Source organism: Entomobacter blattae, assembly GCF_014672835.1.
GTDB classification, from domain to species: Bacteria; Pseudomonadota; Alphaproteobacteria; order Acetobacterales; family Acetobacteraceae; genus Entomobacter; species Entomobacter blattae.
In genome coordinates, this window is the sequence record NZ_CP060244.1 from 561,022 (window position 1) to 586,179 (window position 25,158).

26 protein-coding genes and 1 tRNA gene are annotated in these 25,158 nt (G+C 43.9%); 16 read left to right on the forward strand and 11 right to left on the reverse strand.

Annotated features, from left to right (window positions below):
• Positions 1-498 precede the first annotated feature (498 nt).
• The gene (locus JGUZn3_RS02535; RefSeq protein ID WP_203414181.1) at positions 499-1,143 is read right to left on the reverse strand and encodes a nucleoside/nucleotide kinase family protein; all 645 of its coding nucleotides are present in this window, start codon (positions 1,141-1,143) and stop codon (positions 499-501) included.
• Positions 1,144-1,316: 173 nt separating this feature from the next.
• On the opposite strand from JGUZn3_RS02535, the gene JGUZn3_RS02540 reads away from it, so the two are divergent.
• Positions 1,317-2,756, forward strand: coding sequence for an MATE family efflux transporter (locus JGUZn3_RS02540; RefSeq protein WP_203414182.1), 1,440 nt, complete (start codon positions 1,317-1,319; stop codon positions 2,754-2,756).
• Positions 2,757-2,795: 39 nt separating this feature from the next.
• Here the strand turns inward: JGUZn3_RS02540 and JGUZn3_RS02545 are convergent, their stop codons facing one another.
• Positions 2,796-4,325 (reverse strand): peptide MFS transporter, encoded by a 1,530-nt coding sequence (locus tag JGUZn3_RS02545; protein ID WP_203414183.1) that lies wholly within the window; start codon positions 4,323-4,325, stop codon positions 2,796-2,798.
• A gap of 290 nt (positions 4,326-4,615) precedes the next feature.
• On the opposite strand from JGUZn3_RS02545, the gene JGUZn3_RS02550 reads away from it, so the two are divergent.
• The 8 genes from JGUZn3_RS02550 to JGUZn3_RS02585 all read left to right on the forward strand — a co-directional run bounded on the left by JGUZn3_RS02550 (position 4,616) and on the right by JGUZn3_RS02585 (position 10,382).
• Positions 4,616-5,314: a hypothetical protein gene (locus JGUZn3_RS02550; RefSeq protein WP_203414184.1), complete on the forward strand. Its 699-nt coding sequence runs from the start codon at positions 4,616-4,618 to the stop codon at positions 5,312-5,314.
• Between the two features lie 5 nt (positions 5,315-5,319).
• Entirely contained in the window at positions 5,320-5,628 is a 309-nt protein-coding gene (locus JGUZn3_RS02555; RefSeq protein ID WP_203414185.1) for an AtpZ/AtpI family protein, read from the forward strand.
• A gap of 44 nt (positions 5,629-5,672) precedes the next feature.
• A complete protein-coding gene (locus tag JGUZn3_RS02560; RefSeq protein ID WP_203414186.1) occupies positions 5,673-6,434 on the forward strand; it encodes a F0F1 ATP synthase subunit A in 762 nt (253 codons plus the stop codon).
• 90 nt (positions 6,435-6,524) lie between these two features.
• On the forward strand, positions 6,525-6,749 hold the full coding sequence (locus JGUZn3_RS02565; protein ID WP_203414187.1) for an ATP synthase subunit C family protein: 225 nt from the start codon (positions 6,525-6,527) through the stop codon (positions 6,747-6,749).
• 27 nt (positions 6,750-6,776) lie between these two features.
• Positions 6,777-7,388: a F0F1 ATP synthase subunit B family protein gene (locus tag JGUZn3_RS02570; protein WP_203414188.1), complete on the forward strand. Its 612-nt coding sequence runs from the start codon at positions 6,777-6,779 to the stop codon at positions 7,386-7,388.
• Positions 7,389-7,402: 14 nt separating this feature from the next.
• Complete coding sequence (locus tag JGUZn3_RS02575; RefSeq protein WP_203414189.1) at positions 7,403-7,909, forward strand: F0F1 ATP synthase subunit B family protein; 507 nt, start codon at positions 7,403-7,405, stop codon at positions 7,907-7,909.
• A gap of 35 nt (positions 7,910-7,944) precedes the next feature.
• Positions 7,945-8,688 (forward strand): glycosyltransferase family 2 protein, encoded by a 744-nt coding sequence (locus JGUZn3_RS02580; RefSeq protein ID WP_238996871.1) that lies wholly within the window; start codon positions 7,945-7,947, stop codon positions 8,686-8,688.
• A 44-nt stretch (positions 8,689-8,732) separates the two neighbouring features.
• Positions 8,733-10,382 (forward strand): ArnT family glycosyltransferase, encoded by a 1,650-nt coding sequence (locus JGUZn3_RS02585; protein ID WP_203414190.1) that lies wholly within the window; start codon positions 8,733-8,735, stop codon positions 10,380-10,382.
• 365 nt (positions 10,383-10,747) lie between these two features.
• Here the strand turns inward: JGUZn3_RS02585 and JGUZn3_RS02590 are convergent, their stop codons facing one another.
• Positions 10,748-11,941 (reverse strand): AI-2E family transporter, encoded by a 1,194-nt coding sequence (locus JGUZn3_RS02590; protein ID WP_203414191.1) that lies wholly within the window; start codon positions 11,939-11,941, stop codon positions 10,748-10,750.
• Positions 11,942-12,241: 300 nt separating this feature from the next.
• Between JGUZn3_RS02590 and pqqA the strand changes: the two genes are divergently transcribed.
• From pqqA to pqqE, 5 genes are read left to right on the forward strand one after another with little or no spacing between them, the layout of a single operon-like run.
• A complete protein-coding gene (gene pqqA / locus JGUZn3_RS12785) occupies positions 12,242-12,322 on the forward strand; it encodes a pyrroloquinoline quinone precursor peptide PqqA (protein ID WP_203414760.1) in 81 nt (26 codons plus the stop codon).
• A 33-nt stretch (positions 12,323-12,355) separates the two neighbouring features.
• Entirely contained in the window at positions 12,356-13,282 is a 927-nt protein-coding gene (gene pqqB / locus JGUZn3_RS02600) for a pyrroloquinoline quinone biosynthesis protein PqqB (protein WP_203414192.1), read from the forward strand.
• Complete coding sequence (gene pqqC / locus JGUZn3_RS02605; protein ID WP_203414193.1) at positions 13,275-14,006, forward strand: pyrroloquinoline-quinone synthase PqqC; 732 nt, start codon at positions 13,275-13,277, stop codon at positions 14,004-14,006. Before pqqB ends, pqqC begins: the two co-directional genes overlap by 8 nt.
• 12 nt (positions 14,007-14,018) lie before the next feature.
• A complete protein-coding gene (pqqD, locus tag JGUZn3_RS02610; protein WP_203414194.1) occupies positions 14,019-14,300 on the forward strand; it encodes a pyrroloquinoline quinone biosynthesis peptide chaperone PqqD in 282 nt (93 codons plus the stop codon).
• Complete coding sequence (gene pqqE, locus JGUZn3_RS02615) at positions 14,297-15,409, forward strand: pyrroloquinoline quinone biosynthesis protein PqqE (RefSeq protein WP_203414195.1); 1,113 nt, start codon at positions 14,297-14,299, stop codon at positions 15,407-15,409. Before pqqD ends, pqqE begins: the two co-directional genes overlap by 4 nt.
• A 49-nt stretch (positions 15,410-15,458) precedes the next feature.
• On the opposite strand, the gene JGUZn3_RS02620 is transcribed toward pqqE, so the two are convergent.
• A complete protein-coding gene (locus tag JGUZn3_RS02620; RefSeq protein ID WP_203414196.1) occupies positions 15,459-15,779 on the reverse strand; it encodes a YggT family protein in 321 nt (106 codons plus the stop codon).
• A 126-nt stretch (positions 15,780-15,905) separates the two neighbouring features.
• On the opposite strand from JGUZn3_RS02620, the gene JGUZn3_RS02625 reads away from it, so the two are divergent.
• Positions 15,906-15,981, forward strand: a tRNA-Ala gene (locus JGUZn3_RS02625).
• 449 nt (positions 15,982-16,430) lie between these two features.
• Complete coding sequence (locus JGUZn3_RS02630; RefSeq protein ID WP_203414197.1) at positions 16,431-16,763, forward strand: hypothetical protein; 333 nt, start codon at positions 16,431-16,433, stop codon at positions 16,761-16,763.
• 354 nt (positions 16,764-17,117) lie between these two features.
• Here the strand turns inward: JGUZn3_RS02630 and purH are convergent, their stop codons facing one another.
• From purH to JGUZn3_RS02665, 7 genes are all read right to left on the reverse strand, one after another.
• Positions 17,118-18,701, reverse strand: coding sequence for a bifunctional phosphoribosylaminoimidazolecarboxamide formyltransferase/IMP cyclohydrolase (purH, locus tag JGUZn3_RS02635; RefSeq protein WP_203414198.1), 1,584 nt, complete (start codon positions 18,699-18,701; stop codon positions 17,118-17,120).
• Positions 18,702-18,801: 100 nt separating this feature from the next.
• On the reverse strand, positions 18,802-19,755 hold the full coding sequence (gene rapZ, locus JGUZn3_RS02640) for an RNase adapter RapZ (RefSeq protein WP_203414199.1): 954 nt from the start codon (positions 19,753-19,755) through the stop codon (positions 18,802-18,804).
• Between the two features lie 133 nt (positions 19,756-19,888).
• On the reverse strand, positions 19,889-20,683 hold the full coding sequence (locus JGUZn3_RS02645) for a metal ABC transporter permease (RefSeq protein WP_203414200.1): 795 nt from the start codon (positions 20,681-20,683) through the stop codon (positions 19,889-19,891).
• A gap of 102 nt (positions 20,684-20,785) precedes the next feature.
• On the reverse strand, positions 20,786-21,523 hold the full coding sequence (locus JGUZn3_RS02650) for a metal ABC transporter ATP-binding protein (protein WP_203414201.1): 738 nt from the start codon (positions 21,521-21,523) through the stop codon (positions 20,786-20,788).
• Positions 21,520-22,419 (reverse strand): metal ABC transporter solute-binding protein, Zn/Mn family, encoded by a 900-nt coding sequence (locus tag JGUZn3_RS02655; protein ID WP_338030779.1) that lies wholly within the window; start codon positions 22,417-22,419, stop codon positions 21,520-21,522. The genes JGUZn3_RS02650 and JGUZn3_RS02655 overlap by 4 nt, the downstream gene beginning before the upstream one ends.
• Before the next feature lie 306 nt (positions 22,420-22,725).
• Positions 22,726-23,727: a LysR substrate-binding domain-containing protein gene (locus tag JGUZn3_RS02660; RefSeq protein WP_203414203.1), complete on the reverse strand. Its 1,002-nt coding sequence runs from the start codon at positions 23,725-23,727 to the stop codon at positions 22,726-22,728.
• A gap of 490 nt (positions 23,728-24,217) precedes the next feature.
• Complete coding sequence (locus JGUZn3_RS02665; RefSeq protein WP_203414204.1) at positions 24,218-25,156, reverse strand: electron transfer flavoprotein subunit alpha/FixB family protein; 939 nt, start codon at positions 25,154-25,156, stop codon at positions 24,218-24,220.
• Positions 25,157-25,158: the final 2 nt, after the last annotated feature.

Here is a 25,158-nt window from a genome sequence, read left to right on the forward strand (position 1 = left end):
ACCCCCGAAGATTTAAGAATATTCCCCTGTGAGCAAGCAGACCTTTCTTGCCGCATCACAAGCAGCGTATTTCGAAAATCGTTATCGCTAGAAGTCGAGAGAAAGCCCTACAGCACGCACAAGCCTCAACCACTGGCTTGACGTTATCTAAAGCCTTATGAAACATCTGAACGGGATCTCTTGAAGAGCTCCCCTGCAAGATTTTAATGCATCAAGGGCACCGTATATAATCCCTTCAGAGAGAGGCTTAGTTTTGTAATGTTTCTGGGAGTTGTGAAAATGTCAAAGCGTAAGACCATACCCTGCAACTGAACCCACCCCAGAAAGATAGACGAATTATTGCCTTAAAATTCTTGATTTTTTCCCACCTTTTTGGAGGTGCTTGTCTTTTTTGAAATACTGTCCTTCTTTGAAACACTACCCTTCAACGCTAGGCCTTATGCTCGAAATTTTTAGATTCCAACTAAGTGCCTCTTTTCCTTTCTTTATTTGGGGTCTTTAATCCAAGGTAAGGATACGCGTTGCCCGAATTTTCGTTTTACGGATATATTCGGCATTTTTTTCATCAACCTTCTCAACCCATTGAGCCGCTTCCTGTTGGGTTTTACCAAAAGCCATATGCCTGTCCAATAATTGACGCTTTCTCGCTTGTTCATCACGCTCTAAAAACCAGCATTCATCCAATAGCGGTAAGACTCCCGTCCAAAGCCCTTCACCAAGCAAGTAATTCCCTTCTGTAATAATCACCTTATGATCTTCTGTTATGGCAAGAGCCCCCGCTATGGCTTCCTCTATCTCCCGACGGAATTCCGGTGCATAAACAGGCAAGCGACCTGGCGTGCGCAAACGCTTTAGCAGGGCAATATATCCTACCACATCAAACGTATCGGGGGCTCCCTTTCGTTGTCTACGTCCTAAAGCTTCCAGAACAGTGTTGGCCAGGTGGAAACCATCCATGGAAACAACAATAGCCTGTTCACCAATTTCGTGCACCAATTGCGCTGCAAGAGTTGATTTTCCTATGCCGGGAACCCCACATAACCCAAGAATACATCTTGTCCCTGTTACGGCATATTGTTTGACAAGACTGCCCCCCTCTTGAAAGGATAAATATTTTTTTTGACTTGCCACCCTTTTAACCATACTTCCTATCTCTCTTTACTGGTATCTTCAACGCTCATTCCACCAGGCTGTCATTTAAACTTGCTGCTACCCTTTACAGCCAACAGACCACAAGATGCTTGCCTTACCCCCACTTTTATTAAATGCCTCCTCTTTTATAATGCCTTTTTCAATAATGCGATGAAGTAACCCCAATGGCCCACCAACCCCACATTCCAAGATTCTGCTCTGGCTCCATCCTGCGGCATGTCTTTATTATGTCTACTACCGGAGCGTTAGGGTTAATGGCCGTTTTTATTGTTGATCTTTTAAACCTGTTTTACATTTCCCTCCTTCATAATCCTGCCTTAACGGCAGCCATTGGCTTTTGTGGGGCAGTAGGATTTGTGCAACTTGCGGTATGTATTGGGCTTTCCATTGCAACAAGTGCTGTATGTGCAAAATTTCTCGGTGCAGGAAGAGGAGACCTTGCCAGAAAACTTGGCTCCTCCTTCATGGTCACTGTTTTTATTTTAACCAGCCTCATCGGAATGCTAACCTATTTTTTTGCCACTCCTATCCTTCATCTGTTTGGGGCCTATGGGCATGGCTTTTCCGAAGCCCTTCTCTATATTAAAACGGTTTCGCCTTTCCTTCCCCTTATCGCCCTTGGTATGGCATTAACCGGCTTGCTGCGTGCGGTAGGCGATGCCAAGAACGCCATGGCTGTAACCATTCTAGGGGCTCTGGCAACTGCCCTTTTTGACCCCATTCTCATCTTTGGCTTTAAATTAGGTTTGTTAGGGGCGGCCTTAAGCACGGTATTAACCCGTTTTGTCATATTTTTTGCAGCCATTCTTTACCTTCGCCCTCATAATCTTTTGGAAAAACCCTCTTTAAAAGCCTGGCCAGAAGCCAATAAGGTCATGGGGCACATTGCTATCCCTGCTATTCTTACCAACATGGCAACCCCTATTGGTGGGGCCTATATTACCCACAGCATGGCCAAGTTTGGGCTAGAAGCCGTAGCAGGCCAAGCGGTGATTGACCGAATTACCCCAGTGGCATTTGCCTTTATCTTTGCGTTAACCGGGTCTGTTGGCCCCATTATCTCGCAAAATTATGGGGCTGGGCATATGAAGAGGGTCAGAGAAACGCTTTTATGCTCCCTCAAGCTGGTGGGGTTATGCGTAGCCTTTATGTGGCTGCTCTTAGCCCTTTTACAAAACCAGATTATCATACTTTTTTCTGCCACCGGTACAACAGCTGCCATTATCCACTTATTTTGCTCATGGTTAATCGCAGGGCACTTCTTTATTGGGATGCTTTTTGTGGCGAATGTGGTTTTTAATAATTTGGGCTATCCACTTTTTTCTACCCTCTTTAACTGGTCACGAGCTACTTTGGGGACTATCCCTTTTGTCTGGCTTTTCCTCCATTTTGGTCCCAAGGGGGTCTTATATGGGCAATTTCTTGGGGCTGTCCCATTTGGCATCTGTGCCATCTGGGCGGCTTTTCATGTTATTAAAACCCTAGAGAAAAAACAGCGCCAATCCACCAGAAGCTTCAGCAGCCCTCACGCGGCCTCTCCCTTTCAGGATGTTCCTCTGGCCACAGAAGATTCAGCCATGGCAGAACTTAATACCCCCCCTTAATTCTTTTGACCCTAATTTTATATATTTTTTCATACCATTCTAGACTACGGTTTTCTCCCGAAAAGCCTGATGAACTCGAGACCATTTTTTACTTAAGGGAATAAAGGCGCCAAAAACACCAAAACATACAACAGCCAAGCCGCCCAACCAACCAAAAAGATGGGCATACAAAACAAGGCTCGCTTGAGGGTCGAATGGACCATCTGTGGGAAGAGAGGCAAAATTGGCCACCATACTCCCCAGATACATCGCTGTACCAGACATCACGAAATAAGACCCCACCATAAAAGCATTGAGCCTTACGGGCACATACCGTGCTATCACCGCCAACCCTAGACCACTAATGAACAGCTCTCCTGCAGAGAAAAGAAAATACCCTACAACCATAACCCATGGTGACAGCCTTACCGAAGGAGAGGTAAACGCCATCCATGACCAAAAGAAAAACCCTAAGGCCACACATGCAAAACCCCATAAAAACTTTACCGACAAATGGCTTTCCTTCTTCTTATAGCCGTACCTGTATAATACGGCTAAAGCAGGGCTAAGGATCATAATCCAGAGGGGGTTTAAAGCCTGAAATTGCCCAGCAGACCAGCTAAATAAGGGGAAAGTCCCAATCATGAATTCGGCACGGATATGCCGCAGGGTAAACAAGGTCAAGGATGTCACCATTTGCTGATAGAAAATAAAATAGGACATCGCCTCAAGCGTTAAGAGATACATAACCTTTAAACCGGGTTTTTCTGATGCGGGCACTTTACCCAATAACCAGACCCAAATCCCCAAGACAATACAGGCTGCAAACAGAATAAAAAAACGTGAAAAATCGGGATGCTGGAGCAGAAAAGCGAGACAAAGACTCCCTCCCACGATGGCAGAAAGAACCACCCCTTGCCGAAAAAAGGACTGTTTTTGAAAATCTGCGGCAGAACCAATATGACTTAACCGGCTACGCATTATCCAATAATTGGCAACGCTCACCACAAGACCACCACAACACGCAGCAAAAGCCACATGCCAGCCAAAGCGATCTTTCAACCACGGCGTTAAGAGCAGGGAAACAGTAGACCCAACATTGATCGCCATGTAATATAAGGTAAAGGCGGCATCCAGCCTGTTATATTCATTCATATAAATAGCCCTTACCAAAGTTGCTGCATTGGGTTTAAAAAGTCCATTCCCTACGCTAATGACCCCCATGGCCAGGTAGAGAAAAAACATCTCATGCCCCAAAACCCCTATAGGTAAGCTCAATAACAGATACCCCACTGCCAGTACACATCCCCCCCACACGGTACAGCGACGGGAACCTAAGACTTTATCGCCAACCCACCCACCAATAACAGGTGATGAATAAGTTAAAGCAGCAAAGGCTCCCCAAAGCAGGTTGGCTTTCTCATCCCCAAAGCCCATTTTTTGCACTAAAAACAAGAGAAGCACGCCTTGCATGCCGTAATACCCAAAGCGTTCCCACACCTCTATGAGCAACACAACCGAAAAAGCCTGTGTTTGGCTCACTTGTTGCCCAGCCAGATTTGAAGTTTCTTTTAGAGAAGAGGGAGGCATAAACATGCTAATCCTTTGAAAAAACAGGCCCCAATACCCCACCAGGCCATAAGTTACGCTATCAAACGGGGAAGTCTTATTATCATGAAATAAAAAACAGAAAAAGAAAACTTCATCTTTATCAGAAGTTTATATAAAGATATCTCTACCCTTTTCTGTTTTCTGATAATTCTTAATGCTCATTTCTGATAGTTCTTAATACCCAATCGGTTTTTTCACTTTTTTCCTCAACGGTCTCCCCCATGCGATCATGTTGCTCTTCGTCCATTCGTTATAAAATTACGGCCCTCATGGGCTCGATCCTACTCGTCATGGCCAGCCCTGTTTGGGCTCGTGCCGAGCAAGCTCCGGCTGATGCATCTGTTTATGACTTATCGCCCCTGCCCGTTTCAGAAGGGACAATCGCCCAGTTTATTCCCACCCCTCAAGGTGGGATTGATGGATTTTTGCTTACAAACGGCATTCAGGTCATCCTCCCTCCTGACATGGGGTTACAAGTTTCAACTATTACCCATGTGGGAGATAAAGTGAAGATCCAGGGCCTCAGAGGGGAAACCCTCCCCATTTTGCGGGGTTTTTCGGTAACCGATACCCATAAAAGAACCATTCGTGAAACGGGACTTCCTAAAACATACACGCCCCATCATGGTACGGGCCCCTATTTGGTCACTCAAGGGGTCATCAAGCAGCCTCTTTATAATCAGCAAGGCATGTTATGTGGTGCAATTTTGTCTAACCAATCAATCATATGGGTTTCGCCCATAAAAGCCTTGGAATATTCAGCGATGTTTCGCAAGGGAAAAACCCTATATGCCCGTGGTTCTGGCAGCGCAACCACCCTGGGTGAGGCCATACAGGCCCAAGAGATTGGCCCCTCTATGAAGCAAACTGTGCAAACAAACCTGCATGGAAGTGTTAAAAGGGGTGCTGCGGCTGGTATGCCTGATTACGACCTCATCCCCGGCTCTGATTTTTATTCCGGAGAGTAAACTTTATGGACACCCCCCAAAACCCTTCCTCCTTTAAGGAGCGCCTTGCAGAGGCCCGAAAAAAACAAGGGCTTGAACAACAAGCAACCCACAACCGCCCCAAACCAGATCAGAGCTCTGCGCGCTCCATGATTGCTTTTGCCTTCAGGCTAGCCACAGAAATGCTTTCTGCCCTGGTTGTTGGCGTAGCAATCGGTTGGGGCCTAGACTACTGGCTTCACACGAAAGGTATTTTTCTGATAATATTCTCTTTTTTGGGAATAGCATCTGGTGTATTGAATATTTGGCGACTTGCCCTTAAAAGCAAACCCTAGACTATAGACCAGTGGGGGACTCCCCTTATGAAAGGAATAGAAACGTGGCAGAAGGGTCCAGTATTGATGCCTTGGGACAGTTTGAACTGCACCCGGTTTTTGGCTCCGTCGGCGAGGCTTTAAAGTTCAGTCAATCCTCTTTAATGATGGTGGTTACAGCGGTCATTGTGGCAGGCTTTATTCTCATCAGCATGGTGCCACGCTCTCTTATTCCAGGCAGACTTCAGGCGACAACAGAACTGGGCTATAACTTTATCCATAACATGACCCTTGGCACTATAGGTGATAGGGGGAAAGCGTATTTCCCCTTTATCTATACATTGTTTTTTTTCATCCTTATTGGAAATTACCTTGGCCTTATGCCATGGGGGTTTGCCTTTACCAGCCATATTGTTGTTACGGTTACTTTAGCGCTGTTGGTGTTCTTTTTAGCCATGGCTGTTTCATTTCGGCATCAGGGTATGGGATTTTTTGCCCATTTCTTGCCTGAGGGTGCGCCCATTGTCATGGCCCCTCTTTTGGTTCCTATTGAAATCCTCTCCTACCTTTCCCGCCCTGTGAGCCTCTCCATTCGTCTTTTTGCCAATATGGTTGCGGGGCACGTTATGTTCATTATGTTTGCAACTTTTACCATTATGTTCAGTAGTTTGGGCCTTTTTGGTGACTTGCTCGGCGTTGCTCCTATTGTTATAAATATTGCACTTATGGCGCTGGAACTTCTGGTAGGTGCCCTGCAAGCCTATGTTTTTGCCATATTAGCTTGCATTTACCTTCAAGAAGCCGTAGGCCATGGACATCACGATTAAAAATAGCGTTAATAAATTTCTGCTTTCATGATATACCGTTGAGTAACTCACTGAATATTTCTACACTTAATAGAAGAAAGGACCTGAATTATGGATATTGCTGCAGCCCGTGAAATTGGTGCAGGCCTCGCTGTTATCGCCCTTTGCGGGGTTGGTGTTGGTATTGGTAATATTTTTTCAACCCTGGTTTCCAGCATTGCCCGTAACCCAGCTGCACGGCAAAATGTTTTTGGTATTGGCATGCTTGGCTTTGCCCTTACAGAAGCCGTAGCCCTCTATGCCCTTCTGATTGCCTTCCTTATCCTTTTTGGCTAAGCTGATTGTAGAAAGAAGGACAAGACCGTGTTACGCATAAAGGTGATGCCTTTGCCATCTATCAGACGAATAGCAGGCCTATCTTTTGGGATCTTGTTTTTGTTTGCCGCAGCAACGCCTTCTGCGTACGCTTCTGGCATGCCCCAGCTTGATATTAAAAATCCGCTGGTCTGGGGGCAAGCTATTTGGGTTTGTATTGTTTTTCTTGCCCTTTACCTGACCTTGAAATATGCCGCCCTTCCTAAAATTGAAACGGTTCTAGAACATAGAAAGACGACCATAAAAAACAACCTGGAAAAAGCCCAAAACGCAAAAAGCCAGGCTGATGCTTCATGGAGTGAAGTCGCAAAGGCCCGCAGTGAAGCCCAAGCAGAAGCTGCAAAAAATGTCAATCAGGTTATGGACCAAGCCCGAAAAGCGCAGGAGCAGCAAAAACAAGATCTGCACAGCCGCTTTAATTCCGAGCTGAATTTGGCTGAACAACGTATACAGAAAGCCCGCAACAAAAGCCTTACTTCTCTTCCAGAAGTTGCTACAGAAACAACAGCAGCCCTTTTGGAAAACCTCTTGGGTGAAAAGGTAGATAACTCTCACCTTGCTGAACGTGCACGTATCCTTGCACAATCTTATCAGGCCTGATTGGAGAGCATTTTATGGAAATCTTGCACGAACCTCATTTTTGGACCGCTGTTGCCTTTGTTTTGTTTTTTATCTTTTTTGGTAAAAAGCTTTGGGCTACGCTTTCCAATATGCTTGATACCCATACCAAGTCTATTCAAAATGCTCTGAATGAGGCTGAAAACCTGCGTGCCGAAGCTGAAGCCTTGCTTGCCAAAGCCCAAAGTGAGCGTAAACGTGCCATGCAGGAAGCCGAAGAAATGATTGCCAAATCTCATAAAGAGGCAGAAATCTTTGCTGAGCAGGCCAAGCAAAAAGCGCTGGAAGAAGCGCAACGTTTTGAAGTACAGTTAAAAGAGCGGCTGAAAGCTGAAGAAGACGCAGCGCGCAACGAAATCCGTAAAATTGCTGCAGACTTAACGGCGAAAACTGCGATGGATTTTCTTCAGTCTCATCTTCCTCCCGAAAAAGACCTCGCACTGATCGACAAAGCCATTGCTGATATTCCAAAAGCGTTTACCAAACATCAAAGCGCTGCCTGATGCTTTAAACCTTAACAATAAAAAGCTCAACATCAGTGTCGACCTTTGAAGCTTCTCCTCCTATTTTTAGCCTTGTTGTTACTGTTTTAAATGAAGCAGAAAATATCGCTCCTGTTTGTCGGGAAATTGCTGAGTGCCTGGATAAACTTCCGCCTTGCGAAGTTATTTTTGTTAATGATGGAAGCACCGATCAAACCTTAAATACTCTGATAAAAGCCAAGCATTCGGTCTTACCGCATCTAAGAATTCTCTCTCATGATCGGCGCTTGGGTAAATCGGCTGCGCTTCGAACAGGTATTGAAGCCGCGCATGGGCAATGGATTGCCACAATGGATGGCGATGGACAAGATAACCCACTAGAATTTTCTTCAATGCTTGCCATTGCCCTGAAAACCCCTGAAAACCCCTCTTTGGTCGTAGGAATCCGGCTTAAACGCCATGATAGGCTTTCTCGTAAAATAGCAACAAAACTTGCAAATGGCTTTCGTCAGTTTCTCTTAAAAGATAAGTGCCCCGACACCGGTGCACCCATGAAAGTTTTTAGGAGAAGCGATTTTTTGCGCCTGCCACAATTTGAAGGGCTCCATCGTTTTTTACCGGCCCTTATGCAAAAATATCGAATAAAGCTGGTTTGCTATCCTGTCAAACATCGCAGCCGCCTTTATGGTTCATCAAAATACACCAATTTTAACAGAGCCATCGTAGGTATTGGGGATTTAATGGGTGTCATGTGGTTTTTATCTCGCACTCATCTCCCACGTGACATAAAAGAGCAGTAAGCCTTTTTTAAAAATGGCGTTTCCCGTGACATAAAGGTTTTCCCATGCATTTAGCATCTCGTCTCTGTGTTGCCATTGCCATTGTGGTCTTCTTTTTATTCCTTCCCGGGCGTGCGAGCCTTCCTCCGCTCGATCGAGATGAAGCTCGTTATATGCAGGCAACATCCCAAATGGTTGAAAGCGGTGACTGGATTGACGTTCGCTTTCAGGACAAACCACGTTACTTGCAGCCTGCAGGGATTTATTGGCTTGAGGCTCTTGCCGTAAAAGCGGCCGGCCCCCGTTATGAACGTGCTACATGGCCCTATCGTATTCCTTCTCTTCTCTCAGCATGTGCTGCTGTGTTGTTAACCATGTGGTTGGGCTCTGCTCTTTTTGGGCTTCCTGCTGGCGTGTTGGCTGCTGGCCTTTTAGCCACGTCAGTATTGCTAACCGCAGAAAGCCGAATGGCAACAATCGATACAACATTGCTCATGTTTGTACTCCTCGCTGAAGCGGCTATTCTCAAAGCATGGCAAAATAATGCCCTTCCACGGCTCCTTCCCTTACGGTATGCTTTCCTTTACTGGGGCGCAATAGGCTGCGGGCTTATGCTTAAGGGGCCTGTTATCCTTATTCCTGCCCTTGGCACCCCCCTTGCTCTTATGATCATTGAACGACAAAAAGACTGGTGGCGCCACCTTCGTCCCTCATGGGGGTGGGGTTTAACCGTGCTGATTGTGATACCCTGGTGTTTAGCTATTGGTATTTTAACCCATGGTGATTTCTATACCCATTCTCTGGGTACAAACTTTTTTGGTAAAGTGGCCAATGGGCGCGAATCTCATGGATTACCCCCCGGCTATCATATTGCCATACTCTCCATTGGATTTTGGCCAGCCTCACTCTTTCTCGCCATGGCACTCCCTTTTATCTGGCTTAACCGTTACAAAGCAGAAACCCGTTTCCTTATCTGTTGGATTGTCCCACATTGGCTTGTTTTTGAGGCAATTGCCACAAAACTTCCCCACTATGTACTGCCCATTTACCCTGCCTTGGCTATTTTAACAGCAAGTGCCTTCACCCATACTCAATCATGGCGATGGCCTAAATCCCTCCTAGGAAAAATCCTTTTGGGAGTTTATGCCCTGATATGGTTGGGAACAGGTCTTCTTCTTGCCATTGCAGGCCCATATCTACTATGGAAGCAAGAACAGCTTCTCTCTCCAGCGGCGATTGTTATTGCTGTAGGCGCTCTACCCCTCATCATTTTAACGTTATGGTTTGTCTGGAAAAAGAACATATGGCGGGCGGTTGCCTGTGCATTAGGGTCTGCTGCCATTATTTATATCGGTCTGTTTTTAACGGTTATTCCTAAACTTTCCACCCTATGGCTGAGCCCACGTCTTGCACAGATGATAGAAGATATAAAACCGTGTCCTCACCCCTTTCTCGCATCGGTTTCCTACTCGGAGCCAAGCCTGGTTTTCCTAACAGAGGGAAAAATCCATTTGCTCAATATTGAAGATGCTGTCAAAGCCCTCCCTGCCCATCAGGATTGCGCCCTTATCCTTGCCGATAAAAAGGACGAAGGACTCCTTATGGAAACCCTGAAGCACCAAAATTTACACGCCACAAAAAGGGCGATCGTTAAAGGCGTCAACTACTCCAATGGCAAAAAGCTAGAAATTGGGTTTTTTCAACCAGCACCGTAATACCAACCTTTAAGCCTATTAAAACCGTGCGGCCCTCAAATAGAGGAAAGACTCAAATTGGCGTGCCATATGAAAGCATATTCGATGGTAAGTAAAACCGGTTCTGATATATTAAAAAAACCCAATATTAAAGCCCGATATGATTGAAAACCCGAGCTTATCACTTAGAGAATTTCCTAAAATGCAGCATCCCTGCAAAAACTGGTAAAAAAGTTCCCCTCACAAAGACTGCCCCAAAATTCGGGAAATAATGTGAGTAAGGGTTCTGTTCATTCATGGCGCAATGGGTGGTTAACAGCAGAAAATGGAGCAGATAACAAATTTGCAGAAGGAAGACAGAGAATTCCTCACCATTCACAGCCCACCTAACGTCCTTTAACCAAAGTCCGAAGCGAGGTCGGTTGAGCAGGGCCTCCTAAAATATGCCCTATAGGGGTTAGGAAATTAATATTATCACATAAAATCTTTAGTACAGCCAACATGGGTAAGGAAAGAAAAGCCCCTGAAATACCCCATAGCCAATCCCAAAACATCAGGGATGCCATAACCATAACGGGATTTAAGGTAAATCTTTTTGCCAGCAACATGGGGGTTAAAGTTTCGCCTTCAACCAAATGAATGAAAAAATAAATTAAGGGCGGTATAAACGCCATAAGAAGAGTGGGAAAAGCAAAGAGCCCTACAAAAAAGTAAATAACAATGCCTACCCCTGGCCCAATAATGGGAATATAATTAAGCAAAAAAGCCAATACCCCCCACAATAATGGGTTTGGCATTCCTAAAACCCAACATTGGATCATATTGGCCAATCCCACCAGAATATTCATAATCGTTATGGTGACCAAGTAGATAGAAACATTTCTCTCAATTTCACCTACAATATGAATCAGTCTTTTCTTTTCTAGCACTGTGGGCATAATCTCCACCACACGCCACAAAAGGCTATCGCCTTCAGCAAGCAGAAAAAAGAGAAGAATCAGCATGGTGAACATTTCAAACAGGAGTTCACCTGTTCCGGACAAGACAGAAGACCCTAAGGTTAACAGCTCCGAGCTATTACCTTTGGTAATAATTGAAGGCTGGAGGCGGGGAGTCTCGGTAAAGATTTTTTGGTCAATGATAAATTGGAGTCGGTTATACCCATCCTGAAGGATATGAACAGGCCCCTTAAGAATGGATAGCTTCGCCTCTAATATGGGCAGGCTATCGGGAATTTTCGCTATCCACCGTGCCGCAGGAACAGAAATGGCCGTGCCAATGGCACTAACAACAACGAACAACACAATAATAAGAAAAATAGCAGCTAAAGGCTTGGGAAGTTTTGCTCTTTTATGAAAAAACCGCATTAGAGGCGCAAAAAGTAAATTTAAAACCAAAGCCAATACAAAGGGCAGTATAATGGATGCTGCAAAATGCAAAGTGTAAAAAATGGCCAGCAATGTTAAAATCAAAAGGCAGACCTTGTTAAAGCCAAAAGAGGTTTTTTTTACAGCTTCTATAGCCTTTTTCTGTTGCTTAACCTCATAAGGTTGGTTGGCCTGAATTTTTTCATCACTCATGATCTAATTTCTTTATCCACCGTGCGTAGACTACCCTGTGGCAGCTTTTGGTTAAGCAAAAAGACTTCCAAAGACTTCTCATTGAGAGAACTTCCCTGATCCTAACCTTATCAATATAAAATGAACACACACTATTAAGTTTTGCGTTATCCTCTTTCTTGGCTTTTCCTAACCCTTCTTTACCCTTTGTTTCAAAAAACTTCGGCAAGAGAGAAGGTTGCCCAAAAAACAACAGCTTGAATTATTCGTGCTAAACTCTATAATATCGTTAAGAATTTATTTTTATGAAAGGATAAGAGAATGGCTTGGAAAAAACCTTCTGTAAAAGAAATCTCTCTTGGTGGAGAAATCAACAGCTACGTTTGTGGCCAGAAAAAATAAAAAAAGGCCGCCTTTATAAGGCGGTTTTTTACTATGATGGAAATCATCGTTTTGGGTTCTGCTGCCGGTGGTGGATTTCCTCAGTGGAACTGTAATAGCTTGGCAAGCCAAAGGGTACGTAATCATGACCCTTTTGCTAAATATCGTACACAAGCCTCCATTGCTGTTAGTGCTGATCATGAACATTGGTTTATTATCAATGCATCACCGGATTTACGCTCTCAAATCTTGGCCACTCAAGAGCTTACCCCTAAAGAAGGCAAGCGCTCAACTCCTATCGCTGGAGTTATCCTCACAGGGGGAGAGGTCGATGTTGTGGCAGGCTTGTTGACCTTACGAGAACGCGAACATTTTAATCTTTTAGCGACTTCCGAAGTGCTCCACATTTTGCAGAGTAATCCCATTTTTTCAGCACTGGATCCCAATTTTGTCAATCGCCAAACTTTACGCTTAGAACACCCCCAAGAGCTTAACCTTAAAAATGGGGCCCCTTCCGGCTTAACCATAACAGCTTTTGCCGTACCGGGTAAAGTTCCTCTCTATCTTGAAAAGGAAGAAGATCCCGCAGCGATTACCGAAAATGGTGATACGATCGGACTAAAAATTACAGATGGGAAAAAGACGGTTTTTTATATTCCTGGCTGCGCTTTTATCCCCCTTTCCCTTGCCCAGCGCTTATATGGGGCCGATGCCGTTTTTTTCGACGGCACCCTCTGGCGCGATGATGAAATGATTAAAGCCGGATTAAGTGAAAAAACCGGCCAACGTATGGGCCATATGTCCATTCACGGCGATCAGGGCACCTTAAAAGCATTTGAACATATCAAGATTAACCAAAAAATTTTTATACATGTTAATAACTCTAACCCCATCCTTCTTGAAGACTCGCCTGAATATCGTCTGACACAACAAGCCGGATGGGATGTGGCATTTGATGGAATGAGAATAATTTATGAATAACCCTTTCATGACGCCTGATGAACTCGAGCAGGCCTTACGCAAAATTGGCGCCGAACGTTACCACCGTAATCATCCTTTCCACCATGCGATGACGGACGGAAAGCTAACAAAAGGGCAAATTCAGGCCTGGGCACTCAATCGTTACTGCTATCAAGCCGCCATACCCATTAAAGATGCCTACATACTCGCTCGTATGCCAACTATTGAAGGACGAAAGGAATGGAGAAGGCGTATTGTTGACCATGATGGCGATGAAAAAAGTGCTGGAGGAATTGAACGGTGGTTAAAATTAACCACATCACTGGGGTTGGAGAGGGAGTATGTCATCTCCATGGAAGGAGCCTTGCCTATTACCCGTTTTTCAGTGGAATCCTATATTAACTATGTCAGGGAAAAGCCACTTCTCCTTGCCATTGCTTCTTCATTAACCGAGTTATTTTCGCCGGACATTATTAGTTCTCGGGTTGAAGGCATGCTGAAACATTATGATTTTATTACCCAAGAAAGCCTGGCCTATTTTACTCCTCGCCTAACCCAGGCCCCTAAAGATTCTGCCTTTGCACTTGATTATGTTAAAAAACATGCCATTACTGCCGACCAGCAACAGGCTGTTTTATCTGCCCTTCGCTTTAAATGCGATGTTTTGTGGAGCATGCTGGATGCCCTTGATTATTCCTATAGTACGCCAAGCCACCTTCCTCCCGGTGCTTTTGTCCCGCGGTGAACAGGTATTTTCATGCATTCTCTCATCAGCCCTGCCTCCATTCCCATATTACCGCGCGGTGTTCGCCTTCAGCATGACAGGGCACGAAATCAATGGGTGATTCAAGCTCCAGAACGAGCGTTTGTTCTCGATAGCATAGCACATGCCATTTTCTCAGAAATTGATGGTCAGCGTTCCATCGCCCAAATCGCCCAACACCTTGCCCAGCAGTACGATGCCTCAGAAGAAGCCATATCCCACGATATTATAGACCTTATGGAAGAAATGCTAAACCTACAGGTCATTACCTTATGACACATCCTTCACCTCCAATGAGCCTTCTGGCAGAACTGACCTATCTTTGCCCATTGCGCTGCCCGTACTGCTCTAACCCCACACAACTGACCAAACGAAATGAGGAACTTTCTACAGACCAGTGGAAGGATATCCTCACTCAGGCTGCAGATCTTGGGATTCTCCAGGTCCATTTTTCGGGTGGAGAGCCAACCATAAGGAGCGATTTAGTCGAACTGGTTAAAATTGCAGCCCACCTTAACCTTTACACCAATCTCATTACTTCAGGCCTTTTACTCACCCCTGATCTGCTTGAAAAGTTGGCAGAGAACGGGCTTGATCATATCCAGCTTTCCTTCCAAGATACCCTTCCTGAAGCAGCCGATCTTTTAAGTGGCATGCGCGCTGTTCAACCCCGCAAACTCCAGGCGGCAGAAGATATTAAAAAGGCTGGCTTTCCGCTGACACTCAACTTTGTTGTGCACCGTGGCAATATTGAACGGATTGAAGACATGCTTGCCTTAGGCTATGCCCTAGGAGCCAGGCGCGTAGAAATCGCCCATATTCAATATCATGGTTGGGCCTTGATTAATCGCCCCGCTCTTCTGCCAAGCTTAGAGCAAGTGCAAAAGGCAGAGGCTCTTATTGCCCATATGCATAAATTCTATAAAAATAGAATGGTCATTGACCACGTCACCCCTGATTACTACACAGATATTCCCAAACCCTGTATGGGAGGCTGGGGGCAGCGTTTTCTCAATGTGACGCCTCGTGGAAACGTTCTTCCCTGTCATGCGGCAGAAAGTATTCCCAATATTACTGTGCCTTCCATTAAACATGCTTCCCTTGCTGAAATTTGGAATCACTCTTCCTTGTTTTCTCTCTTTCGAGGGACGGAATGGATGAAGGAGCCTTGCCAATCTTGTGATCGAAAAACCATAGATTGGGGAGGATGCCGTTGTCAGGCTTTAGCCCTTACGGGAGATGCCGCCCATACAGATCCCGTCTGTCATCTCTCCCCCCATCATGAGCGTATCCTTGCCATTACCCAAAAGGAGGGACAGCAGGCCCACTCACCCTCAGCACAATCCTTTACTTATAGAACTGCCAGCTTTAATTCCCAATCCTAAAAGGTGAGGGGCTCATCTCTACTTTTATCACCCTTAAAAGTCTTGTATTTTACTGGAAAAATACCCGTGTACTGCCTGTTAAGATGGCAATATATAAATAACGAATAAACGGCATAAGCAAATATTGAATAGCCAAAAGGACAATAAGCGGGCTTAAATCCAACCCCCCAAAAGGCGGGACCACCCTTCTGACCTGACTTAATACGGGTTCTGTGAGTTTTTGCAAAAACTCATACACCGCCCATAAGGTTCTATTTCGCCAATCAACAATTCCAAAACCAAACAAAACACTAAACAGACACGCAATAAGTAATATCCAGACATAGGCTTGGACAACCCACATGATTAAACTAAACACAGCAGTAATCACTGCTTTATTCCTCCCCACTTACAAAAAGCATGACCCGTTATAGCCAGATATAAAAAAACACACTATCCCTTGACAGAAGAAAACGATACGATATTTGTAAGGACGTATTATTACAAGCCAAAAGTAGGGGCCATAGCTCAGTTGGGAGAGCGCCTCGTTCGCAATGAGGAGGTCGGGGGTTCGATTCCCCCTGGTTCCACCATCCTTTACGTGCCAGTAAAATCTTCTCTATCCGTTGGATACCTCTCAACATCTGTTAAGATTTCAGCGGGATCTCTCTATAAACATCACCCTTCAGGCCCTTATAAAAATACAAGAGCTCCTCCTTCACTGCGGATTTAGTCCTCCATTTGAGAGACTCTGTTTAAATATTGCTGATTTCCCTTACCCATCTTTTCCATCGCTCTTCTTATCCGAGGTGGCTGCTCAATATATCAAAAAATTGATCAGATCCTTAAGCTTTTTAAAACTCCCCGTTAAAATAGGGCGTTTACTCAAAATAGAGCGCTTACTCAACGGCCATAGAATTTAATTTCTTGAAAAATAGGGTTCTTTCCCTATAGACTAAAAAGCACGTCATACGAGAAAATCAGTTATGCACACTTTCATTATGGAAAGGCCTTATAGACGATCGGCATAAGGATAGATCCAATGGGTAATCAGAAAAAACTAGACGACTCCCCCAAGGGCAAAAACAAAAAAGAGAACGCCACCAAGGACATTAAGGCAAAAAGAAACCAACTGATTGGAAAAAGACTTCTGGAAACAGCACAAAAAATTGATGGGCCAGCACGGACCCTATTAAAAAAAATTATTGGTGAAATGGGAGATAAACATAAAGGCCTCTTCGATGGCTGGGTCTGGGAAAATGAAGAGCTAAAGGAATCCTCTAAACGCAAGAGAGTTAAACTTCCTGATAAAGTCCACCCTTTATGGAACCCTGATATTGATTTCGTTCGTGAAAAAGACATGAAAAAACCATAGCCTTCGCCTCCTTTTCCCACTCCTATACTGGCCATAGAAATCAGCCCATAATAGCTTTGGAATAAAACCGAAACGGCCAACAAGAATAACCCATTAAAGAGGGCAGTAGAGGGTCTATATTTTTTTAATGCGGGCATACCCACAAGATAGACATGAGGGAAACCACAGAAAACCCAATTACCCCATTCGATTTTAAACCCAACTTATGGGCCTATAAAACAAAATAGGGATATGTTACAACCATGGAAAAGCTATAGACCACCAGCAACCCAAAAAGTATAGACACAAGCCCATAGCAGCTTATTCTTTCCCAAAAAGCTGGTAGAGGACAAAAAAGCTGATATGGACGGTTTTTTAATGCCTGAAATGACGCATACCCGTAAAGACCATAGCCAGATTGGCCTTATTGGCGGCATCAATCACTTCCTGGTCACGAATAGAGCCACCAGGTTGGATAATAGCCGTAGCCCCCGCTTCAATGGCAGTCATAACCCCATCTGCAAAAGGGAAAAAAGCGTCTGATGCCACTACACTTCCTTTGGTTAAAGGGTCTGGTAAATGAAGCTTACTTGAAACTTCTCGGCTTTTATTCAGGGCTATCCTTACAGAATCGACTCTGCTCATCTGCCCTGCACCAATGCCTACTGTTGCCTTGTCTTTGGCATAAACAATGGCATTAGATTTGACATGTTTGCACACCTTGAAAGCAAAAAGCATATCCTGAACTTCCTGAAGGGTCGGTTTTCTTTTAGTAACCGTTTTCAGATCGTCTTCTCCAACAATGCCATTATCCTGGCTTTGAAGCAGAAAACCCCCACTGACAGAATGCAACACTCTATCTGTACGGGCGGGATCAGGCATGCCGCCCGTAACCAATACACGCAAGTTTTTCTTTTTTTGCAAAACAGCCTGGGCCTCTTCAGTAATATCAGGCGCTATCACAACTTCTGTGAAAATTTCTGAAAGAGAAAGAGCCGTTTTTTCATCCAAAGATCGATTGGTTGCCACAATTCCTCCAAAAGCAGAAACCGGATCACAACGATAAGCTAACTCCCACGCGGAAAGTAAAGAATGAGAAACGGCAACCCCACACGGGTTGGCATGCTTAACCACCACAACCGCAGGCTCATCAAACTCCGCAACCGCCTCAAAAGCGGCGTTCGTGTCGTTAATGTTGTTATAAGAAAGCTCCTTTCCCTGTAATTGGCGGGCAGATGCGACCCCAAAACTGAAGGCAGATTTCCGATAAAAGGCTGCCTTTTGGTGAGGATTTTCCCCATAACGCAAGAGATGCTCACGCTGAGCATGAATGAAGAGAGTTTTTGGCAACTCATCATCGTGCTGCCCCTTAGCAAACCATTCCGCAATCGTGGCATCATAAAGGGCTGTAAAAGCATAGGCCTTTCCTGCCCATTGCCTTCGCTGGGCAAGAGTGGTGCCATAGCTGCTTGTAAAAATCTCTAAAAATTCCTTATATTGAGCCGGCTCCGTTAAAACAACAACATCCTCGTGATTTTTAGCTGCTGCACGGATAAGTGCGGGGCCTCCAATATCAATGTTCTCGATACACTCTTCTTTCCCAGCCCCTGAGAGAACAGTTTGTTCAAAAGGGTATAAATTCACACAAACCAAATCTATTGGGGAAATATTATGCTCTTTCATCTGCTGGATATGGTGGGTATTGGCTCGTTGGCCCAATATGCCCCCATGAATTTGAGGCACCAAGGTTTTTACCCGGCCATCGAGAATTTCAGGAAAACCCGTATGATCTGAGACATCCTTAACAGCAATACCAGCCTCGCGCAAAACCCTGGCAGACCCCCCTGTGGAAAGAATTTCGCACTGATTTTCTACCAAAGCCTGAGCCAATTCTATCAGGCCCGTTTTATCAGAAACAGAAATAAGGGCGCGCTGGATTGGTTTTACCGCCTGACTCATACGTTACTCTCTCATCAATTTAAAAACAGAAAAAATAAAACCATTCTAGCCTCCATTTTACTTTTTAGTAAAATGACGGCAGAAACTCTATAAACTCTTTTCAGGGTGAAAGAGTACGCCAGCCCCCTTTGCCCTTTCTGGCAAGCTCTCTATGCATAATGTTAATATAGATGGGCTCACCTAAAAAGGGGGTTGACTCTTTGTGGTCTTGGGAAAAACGCCGAGCCAGATCCTCAACGATGCTGACTGAACGATGCCGCCCGCCTGAACATCCCACAGCGATGGTGGCATATTTTTTTCCTTCCGTAACAAAACGTGGCAAAACCAGCTTGAGAAGGCCTTCTACCTGATTGATAAACTGCTCATAATCAAGATCTTTCTTGATATACGCGACCACATCTGAATCTAGGCCAGTTTTTTCGGAAAGATCTGCATCGTAATAGGGATTTTTTAGGAATCGGGCATCAAAAACCATATCAGCCTCCCGGGGAAGGCCAGCAGGAAAAGCAAAAGACATAAAAGAAACGGTGAGACCCTTTTGCTCGTTTTTAAAACGGTGCTCATAGCGCCCTTCAATCAACAACCTTAACTCTGGTGGCGGCAGGTCAGACGTATCAATGACCACTTCTGCTGCTTCCCTTAAGGGGAGAAGCTGCTGGGTTTCTGCCTCTATCCCTTCGGTTACAGTCACACTTCCATGATCAGCTAAAGGATGCCGCCTTCGCGTTGCTGTAAACCGCCTGAGAAGAACGGCTTCTTCAGCTGTAGCGTAGACCAATTCCACAGCAAGTTGGGGATTCATGCGCAAAGTATGAATAAGGGCGAGAAGATGCTCGGCATTAAAGCCCGATGTTCTCACATCCACACCAACAGCCATAGAACGCTCAGAGCTTAAAATCATCGATTCAAGAAGAGAAAGTGGGGCATTATCGACCACTTCAAAACCAATATCTTCCAAAATTCGTAATATGGAAGACTTACCGGCTCCAGACAAACCGGTGACAATGAGAATATGGCGTGTATTACGGAGAATTTTCGATGTAAGACCAACCATATAAAGACCCATAAGTGATTTAAAATAACCAAAGCCAAAAGGTTTTTTAATTATTAATTTTTCTAAAAACCTTACTGTATCCCCATCATCAGCACAATATTTAGTTTTTCATATCCTTCTTTAAAATGGTTTTTTATTTATAGAAATATCCTTGCCTTCCAACCTTCATGAATAAGAGAGAGAGCAGATAGGCCATAAGGCTTAAAAAACTAATCCAGAAAGAAACGGGCCAATCACTATACCAGGAAAGCGCAATACCCCCCCATGAACACCCTAGAGCCATAAGCACGGAAAGGCCAATCGCCTTCATGGGATGTACACTCAAATTCAAGGCAGAAGCTGCCGGGCCAACCAACAAGGTAAACACCAGCAATATTCCCGTGATCTGCGCACATTCCGAAACAGTAATAGAGAGCAACGACAAAAAAATGATCGACCAAAAGCGCGGAGAAAACCCCTGCGATCGGGAAATTTCTGGGAGTAAGGAGGTATAGAGCAAGGGTTTGAAAGCAATGATAATCATCCCCCCGCAAACCAGAGCAAGAAGATAGAGTAAAAAAAGATCATTTTTGCTCATCCCAAAAATATTCCCAAACATTAAGGAGGTAATTTTGGTGGCGTATCCTGGATAAAAATATAAAAATAAGGTTCCCAATCCTAAGGAAAAAGATAAGGTCAAACCTGTGATAATATCCCTTCGAAAATGAGAGGAACTGTCAAACCCCCCAATGACCATTCCACCCAGAAGGGTAAAGGTAATAATGCCCAAAAAGGATGAAATACCCACTAAAGCCGCACCAGTGGCCCCTGCAAAACCTATATGAGCTAAGGCATGGGCTGAAAAATTCTGCTGCCTTATCACCAGGAAATACCCCGTTATGCCACAAAGCACAGAAATAACGGTCGCTGCCAGAAAGGCATATCTCATAAACTCAAACTCAAACATTTCTGTGTTTTTAACCTATTAAAACTTGGTACCCTGACGCTAAAAAAGGCGTTCTATCAGGTTACCTCATGGGTTGGGCTCGTCTTACATGGTTTTGAGAACACGCTCTGGCAAGCCATAAATTTCTGCAAGAAGAGAGGAATGAAGAATGGTTTCTGTCTTGCCAATAATGGCCTTTTGCGCTTTTAAACATAAAATATCGGTCACCACAGAGGCTAGAGAAAATATCTGATGGGTAGAGCATAGAATGGTCGTTTGACGCTCTATATTAATTTTCTGGAGGAGAGCTAGGATATTTTCGGCCTGAGCAGGATCAAGGCTTGAGAAAGGTTCGTCAAGGATCAGCACTTTCGGCTGAGATAATAAAGCCAAGGCCAAGAATATTCTCTGGCGTTCCCCCCCGGAAAGAGAAGAAACAGGCCTCTTTGCAAAGTGATGCCCATTTACAAAGGAAAGGACAGCATCGATTTTCTCTTTTTCCTGGTGGCGAGAAAAAAAGAAAAGACCCCCTAACTTCTGACAAGCCAAGGATAGAAGGCTATATCCACTTAAAGGAATAAAGGGCAGGTTTTGCGGAAGATAGGCCATAGACGTTTGTAATTTTTTTGAAAGGGGAACCCCTTTTATTTTGATCTCCCCTCGATAAAGAGGATGTAAATTCAACAACGCCTTTATAAGGGTGGTTTTTCCTGCCCCATTATGACCAATTAACCCCACGAAAGCGCCATCTGAAATTTTAAAGGAGGTATCTTCAACAATAGTCCTACTCCCATGGCGTAAGGTCAGATGGCACCCTTCGATAGAAGGATAAACAGAATTCACTTTTTTTGTAACTCCTCAACGAGGGTATTTAAAAGAAGATTCATCCAATCCTGATAGTTTTTATCCACAGGTAAGCTTTCTGAAACGCCAATAACAGGAATACGGGCCTCCTTTGCCATAACCGTTATTTTTGTACTTAATGGGGTTATAACTTGTGTATTATAAAAAAATAATCTTATTTTATGAGACTGGATTGCCATTTCAAGCAAGGCAATCTCTTGCGGGGAAGGTTCTGTTTCATTCATCATCGCCATTTGAAAAGGCAGGTTTATGGTATGAAACCCTAAACTATCCAGCATGATATTAAAAACCGGCTCTGTCGCCGCATAGGATAAACCCGAGAAACGCTGGCGAATCTCCTGCTGCTTCTCTTCTATTTTATCCAGGGCCTTCTCAAATCGAGCCAAGTTATCAGCAAAGACAACCTTTTGGGTTGGAAGAAGGGCCGAAAATTTTTCTGATAACCGAATGGCTAATTTTTTCATATCTGGCACAGAAAACCACAAATGCGGGTTGGTATTTTCTTTTAAAGCCAGAAAGCAACTCACACAGATCATTTTATCGCGCGAGATAACATGAGAGGTCAATATTTTTTCAAACCAGTTATCATAGCCCATCCCATTTCTTATAAACACTGCCCCATGTTCGATAGTTTTTACCGCCATAGGGGGTAACTCAAAAAGATGGGGGTCCTGAAGACTACCACTGAGAATGGCTTCAGAGTGCACAAAGCGACCGCCAATTTGCTGGGCTATATCGCTATAAACCCTCAGGGAGCTTATAACCTTTATGTTTGGGGAGGACTCTTGAGCTTGAACAGACCTTATTCCCTCCAAGCACCAGCAAGCGATAAGACTATAGAGTAAAAACGTTTTAAATTTTCTGAAAACCACCACACCAGGCCACGCTATAATTTTTCAACTGTATCATGTTATATTATAACACAATTCAAGTAAAACAATAGCGGGCCTTTTTGTAAATACTCACTTAACGCCTTATCGTTGCGGCAAGCTCCAGTTTACCCAAGAGAGAACAACGATGAGAGTTAAAAGAAAGATATGCAACAAAATAAGCTTAGGAACATTCAGATAAGGCGAATCTTTAGAAATATCTGGAGCTCTCTGGCTTTCGTGGATTTCGTCTTTTTGCTTTTTTTTTAAAAACTTCATGGCTCTTCCACAAAATCAAAATTAAATCATTGCTTATGATACTACGGCATCTTTTTCAACATTAACAACATGTTTTTTCAGCTGTGACGGCAGATCAAACATGAGCTTACTCTTTGTATAATCCCGTAAAAACTCAGAGAGTTTCACGAAATGTTTTTTCCTTGGGTCAGTATTTCTCCAAACCAGCCCAATCGTACGACCAATTTGCTGATCTTTTGGAAAATCCTGGAGATGAACAAGCTTATCCATCCCATTAAGGTAATCCATTTGTTTTACCGCCATGGACGGCATAAGGGAATACCCCTCGCCAGCAGCAATCATATGCCTTAGCATTTCTAAACTCGAAGCATAGCGAATTTTACGCTCTGAATGCGAAACCTGGCTACAAAAGGAAAGGGCTTGTGTCCGCAAGCAATGACCTTCCTCAAGCAAAAGCAAGTCGTTTATAGGTAAATCTTTTGGGTTAACAGGATATGCCCCCTCAAGCGGATGCCCTTTAGGGACCATGAGCCGGAAAGGTTCAAAGAATAAAGGCTCTGTTATAAGGTTTTCAAGCTCTACCGGTAAAGCAAGAATAAGAATATCAAGCTTCCCATGTTTAAGTTTTTCCAGCAATAAAGCAGTTTGCCCTTCATGAAGGCGTAAACTCATATTGGGAAATTCTTTTCTCAAATAGGGTAAAATATGGGGGATATAATAAGGCCCTAATGTCGGAATAACCCCAATATGCAAAGGGGCCGAAAACATTTCTGATTCTGAACGGGCAATTTCCAAAAGGCTACGGCTTTCACGCACAATAACGCGAGCCTGTTCAAGCAGAACCTCTCCTTTAGGGGTGATTTTAATCTGGTTACGAGATCTTTCAAACAGAGCCGTTCCCAATAAACCTTCTAATTTTCTTATCTGTTCAGAAAGGCCCGGTTGGCTTACGCCACATTGGGAAGCTGCACGACCAAAATGTCGTTGGTCGGCCACAGCGAGAGCATATTCTAGATCTCTCAACGAAAGTCCTGAAAGGTGTTGACGCACAAGCATGATAGAAATATATCCCTGAAAAAAACACAGCTGCTGAGCATTTCTCCCTTTCGTGCTTATAGGTAAGCAATAGGACAGGGAGCTTCTCCATATTTTATTTTAATGAAATGGTTACTTACCATAAAAACGTCAAGATAAAAAACAAATATAAAAATTAATTTTACTTTATTTTTTTTCTTAAGATTTAAAAATAATTAAAAAAAACCAATAAATATTATAGTTTTTAATATAAAATTCTTATTTTAATAAGAATTTTATAGACTAAAATAGAGTTTGATAAGTAATTGTATTTGTTTTATACCTTTACTTACCGTTTTTATTCTTTAGGTAACTAATAGTTTAATAAGAGTTGTCCTGATTTTATAATGAATAAAAACAACAGCCTCCAACAAAAACCATCCCTTTTTATATATAAAACAAAAAACAGGCTTCTAGTCACGACTAGAAACCTGCTTTATAGTGTTCAATTTTTAGTTACTTGGTAAAAACTTTATATAATCTTCTCTAATTTAGGAAGAATTTCAAATAAATCTCCTACCATTCCATAATCAGCCACCTGGAAAATGGGCGCATCGGGATCTTTATTAATAGCAACAATAACCCTGCTTTCTTTTATCCCCGCTATATGCTGAATAGCTCCTGATATGCCAATAGCAATATAGAGTTCGGGAGCTACAATCTTACCAGTTTGCCCGACCTGATACTCATTGGAAACATACCCCGCATCTACAGCTGCACGCGAAGCTCCTATGGCGGCATTCAGTTTATCAGCTAATGGCTCCAAAAGATGGAAATTTTCCTCATTCTGTAACCCTCTTCCTCCTGAAATGACCACACGGGCATTTTCAAGTTCCGGGCGCTCAGATTCAGACAGTTTAACCGAAACAAACTCTGTTTTTACAGGTAAATCGGCTATTTCAACTGGCTCGACAGGTACTTGTTCTGAATCTTTTTCTGCCGTACCAAAACTGGAATGACGGATCGTTAGCACCTGTTTTTCATCATGGGAACAAACAGTTGCCATAACACTTCCTGCATACATAGGCCGTTTAAAGGTGGTTGGATTTTGTATAGCAACAACATCGGAAATGGGCTGTACATCCAAGAGAGCAGCAAGACGGGGCATAAAAGCCCGGCTAACTGAGGAGGAAGCGGCCAGAATATGGGTATAATTTTCTGCCAAAGCTGCAGCCTGAGCTGCCAAAGGCTCTGCCAGCATGTGACCAAAAGCCTCGTGCTTACAAAGTAAAACCTTTTTAAGCCCTTTAATCCGGCAAGCAGCCCCAACAACCTCCGTAGAAAGGGTGGAGTCAGTTCCTGCCAAAAAGGCATGAACCTCTTCTCCAATCAGGGTAGCCGCCTGTACCGCAGAGTAGGAAGAGGGACGAAGATTATTGCCTTCGTACTCAAGAAAAACCAAAATAGCCATTT

What these genes read in the sequence shown, in the direction of transcription:
- JGUZn3_RS02535 (WP_203414181.1), bottom strand. Translation starts at nt 1,143, where the DNA reads ATGGTTAAAAGGGTGGCAAGTCAAAAAAAATATTTATCCTTTCAAGAG.
- JGUZn3_RS02540 (WP_203414182.1), top strand. Translation starts at nt 1,317, where the DNA reads ATGGCCCACCAACCCCACATTCCAAGATTCTGCTCTGGCTCCATCCTG.
- JGUZn3_RS02545 (WP_203414183.1), bottom strand. Translation starts at nt 4,325, where the DNA reads ATGCCTCCCTCTTCTCTAAAAGAAACTTCAAATCTGGCTGGGCAACAA.
- JGUZn3_RS02550 (WP_203414184.1), top strand. Translation starts at nt 4,616, where the DNA reads ATGGGCTCGATCCTACTCGTCATGGCCAGCCCTGTTTGGGCTCGTGCC.
- JGUZn3_RS02555 (WP_203414185.1), top strand. Translation starts at nt 5,320, where the DNA reads ATGGACACCCCCCAAAACCCTTCCTCCTTTAAGGAGCGCCTTGCAGAG.
- JGUZn3_RS02565 (WP_203414187.1), top strand. Translation starts at nt 6,525, where the DNA reads ATGGATATTGCTGCAGCCCGTGAAATTGGTGCAGGCCTCGCTGTTATC.
- JGUZn3_RS02575 (WP_203414189.1), top strand. Translation starts at nt 7,403, where the DNA reads ATGGAAATCTTGCACGAACCTCATTTTTGGACCGCTGTTGCCTTTGTT.
- JGUZn3_RS02585 (WP_203414190.1), top strand. Translation starts at nt 8,733, where the DNA reads ATGCATTTAGCATCTCGTCTCTGTGTTGCCATTGCCATTGTGGTCTTC.
- JGUZn3_RS02590 (WP_203414191.1), bottom strand. Translation starts at nt 11,941, where the DNA reads ATGAGTGATGAAAAAATTCAGGCCAACCAACCTTATGAGGTTAAGCAA.
- pqqA (WP_203414760.1), top strand. Translation starts at nt 12,242, where the DNA reads ATGGCTTGGAAAAAACCTTCTGTAAAAGAAATCTCTCTTGGTGGAGAA.
- pqqB (WP_203414192.1), top strand. Translation starts at nt 12,356, where the DNA reads ATGATGGAAATCATCGTTTTGGGTTCTGCTGCCGGTGGTGGATTTCCT.
- pqqC (WP_203414193.1), top strand. Translation starts at nt 13,275, where the DNA reads ATGAATAACCCTTTCATGACGCCTGATGAACTCGAGCAGGCCTTACGC.
- pqqD (WP_203414194.1), top strand. Translation starts at nt 14,019, where the DNA reads ATGCATTCTCTCATCAGCCCTGCCTCCATTCCCATATTACCGCGCGGT.
- pqqE (WP_203414195.1), top strand. Translation starts at nt 14,297, where the DNA reads ATGACACATCCTTCACCTCCAATGAGCCTTCTGGCAGAACTGACCTAT.
- JGUZn3_RS02630 (WP_203414197.1), top strand. Translation starts at nt 16,431, where the DNA reads ATGGGTAATCAGAAAAAACTAGACGACTCCCCCAAGGGCAAAAACAAA.
- purH (WP_203414198.1), bottom strand. Translation starts at nt 18,701, where the DNA reads ATGAGTCAGGCGGTAAAACCAATCCAGCGCGCCCTTATTTCTGTTTCT.
- rapZ (WP_203414199.1), bottom strand. Translation starts at nt 19,755, where the DNA reads ATGGTTGGTCTTACATCGAAAATTCTCCGTAATACACGCCATATTCTC.
- JGUZn3_RS02645 (WP_203414200.1), bottom strand. Translation starts at nt 20,683, where the DNA reads ATGAGATATGCCTTTCTGGCAGCGACCGTTATTTCTGTGCTTTGTGGC.
- JGUZn3_RS02660 (WP_203414203.1), bottom strand. Translation starts at nt 23,727, where the DNA reads ATGCTTGTGCGTCAACACCTTTCAGGACTTTCGTTGAGAGATCTAGAA.
- JGUZn3_RS02665 (WP_203414204.1), bottom strand. Translation starts at nt 25,156, where the DNA reads ATGGCTATTTTGGTTTTTCTTGAGTACGAAGGCAATAATCTTCGTCCC.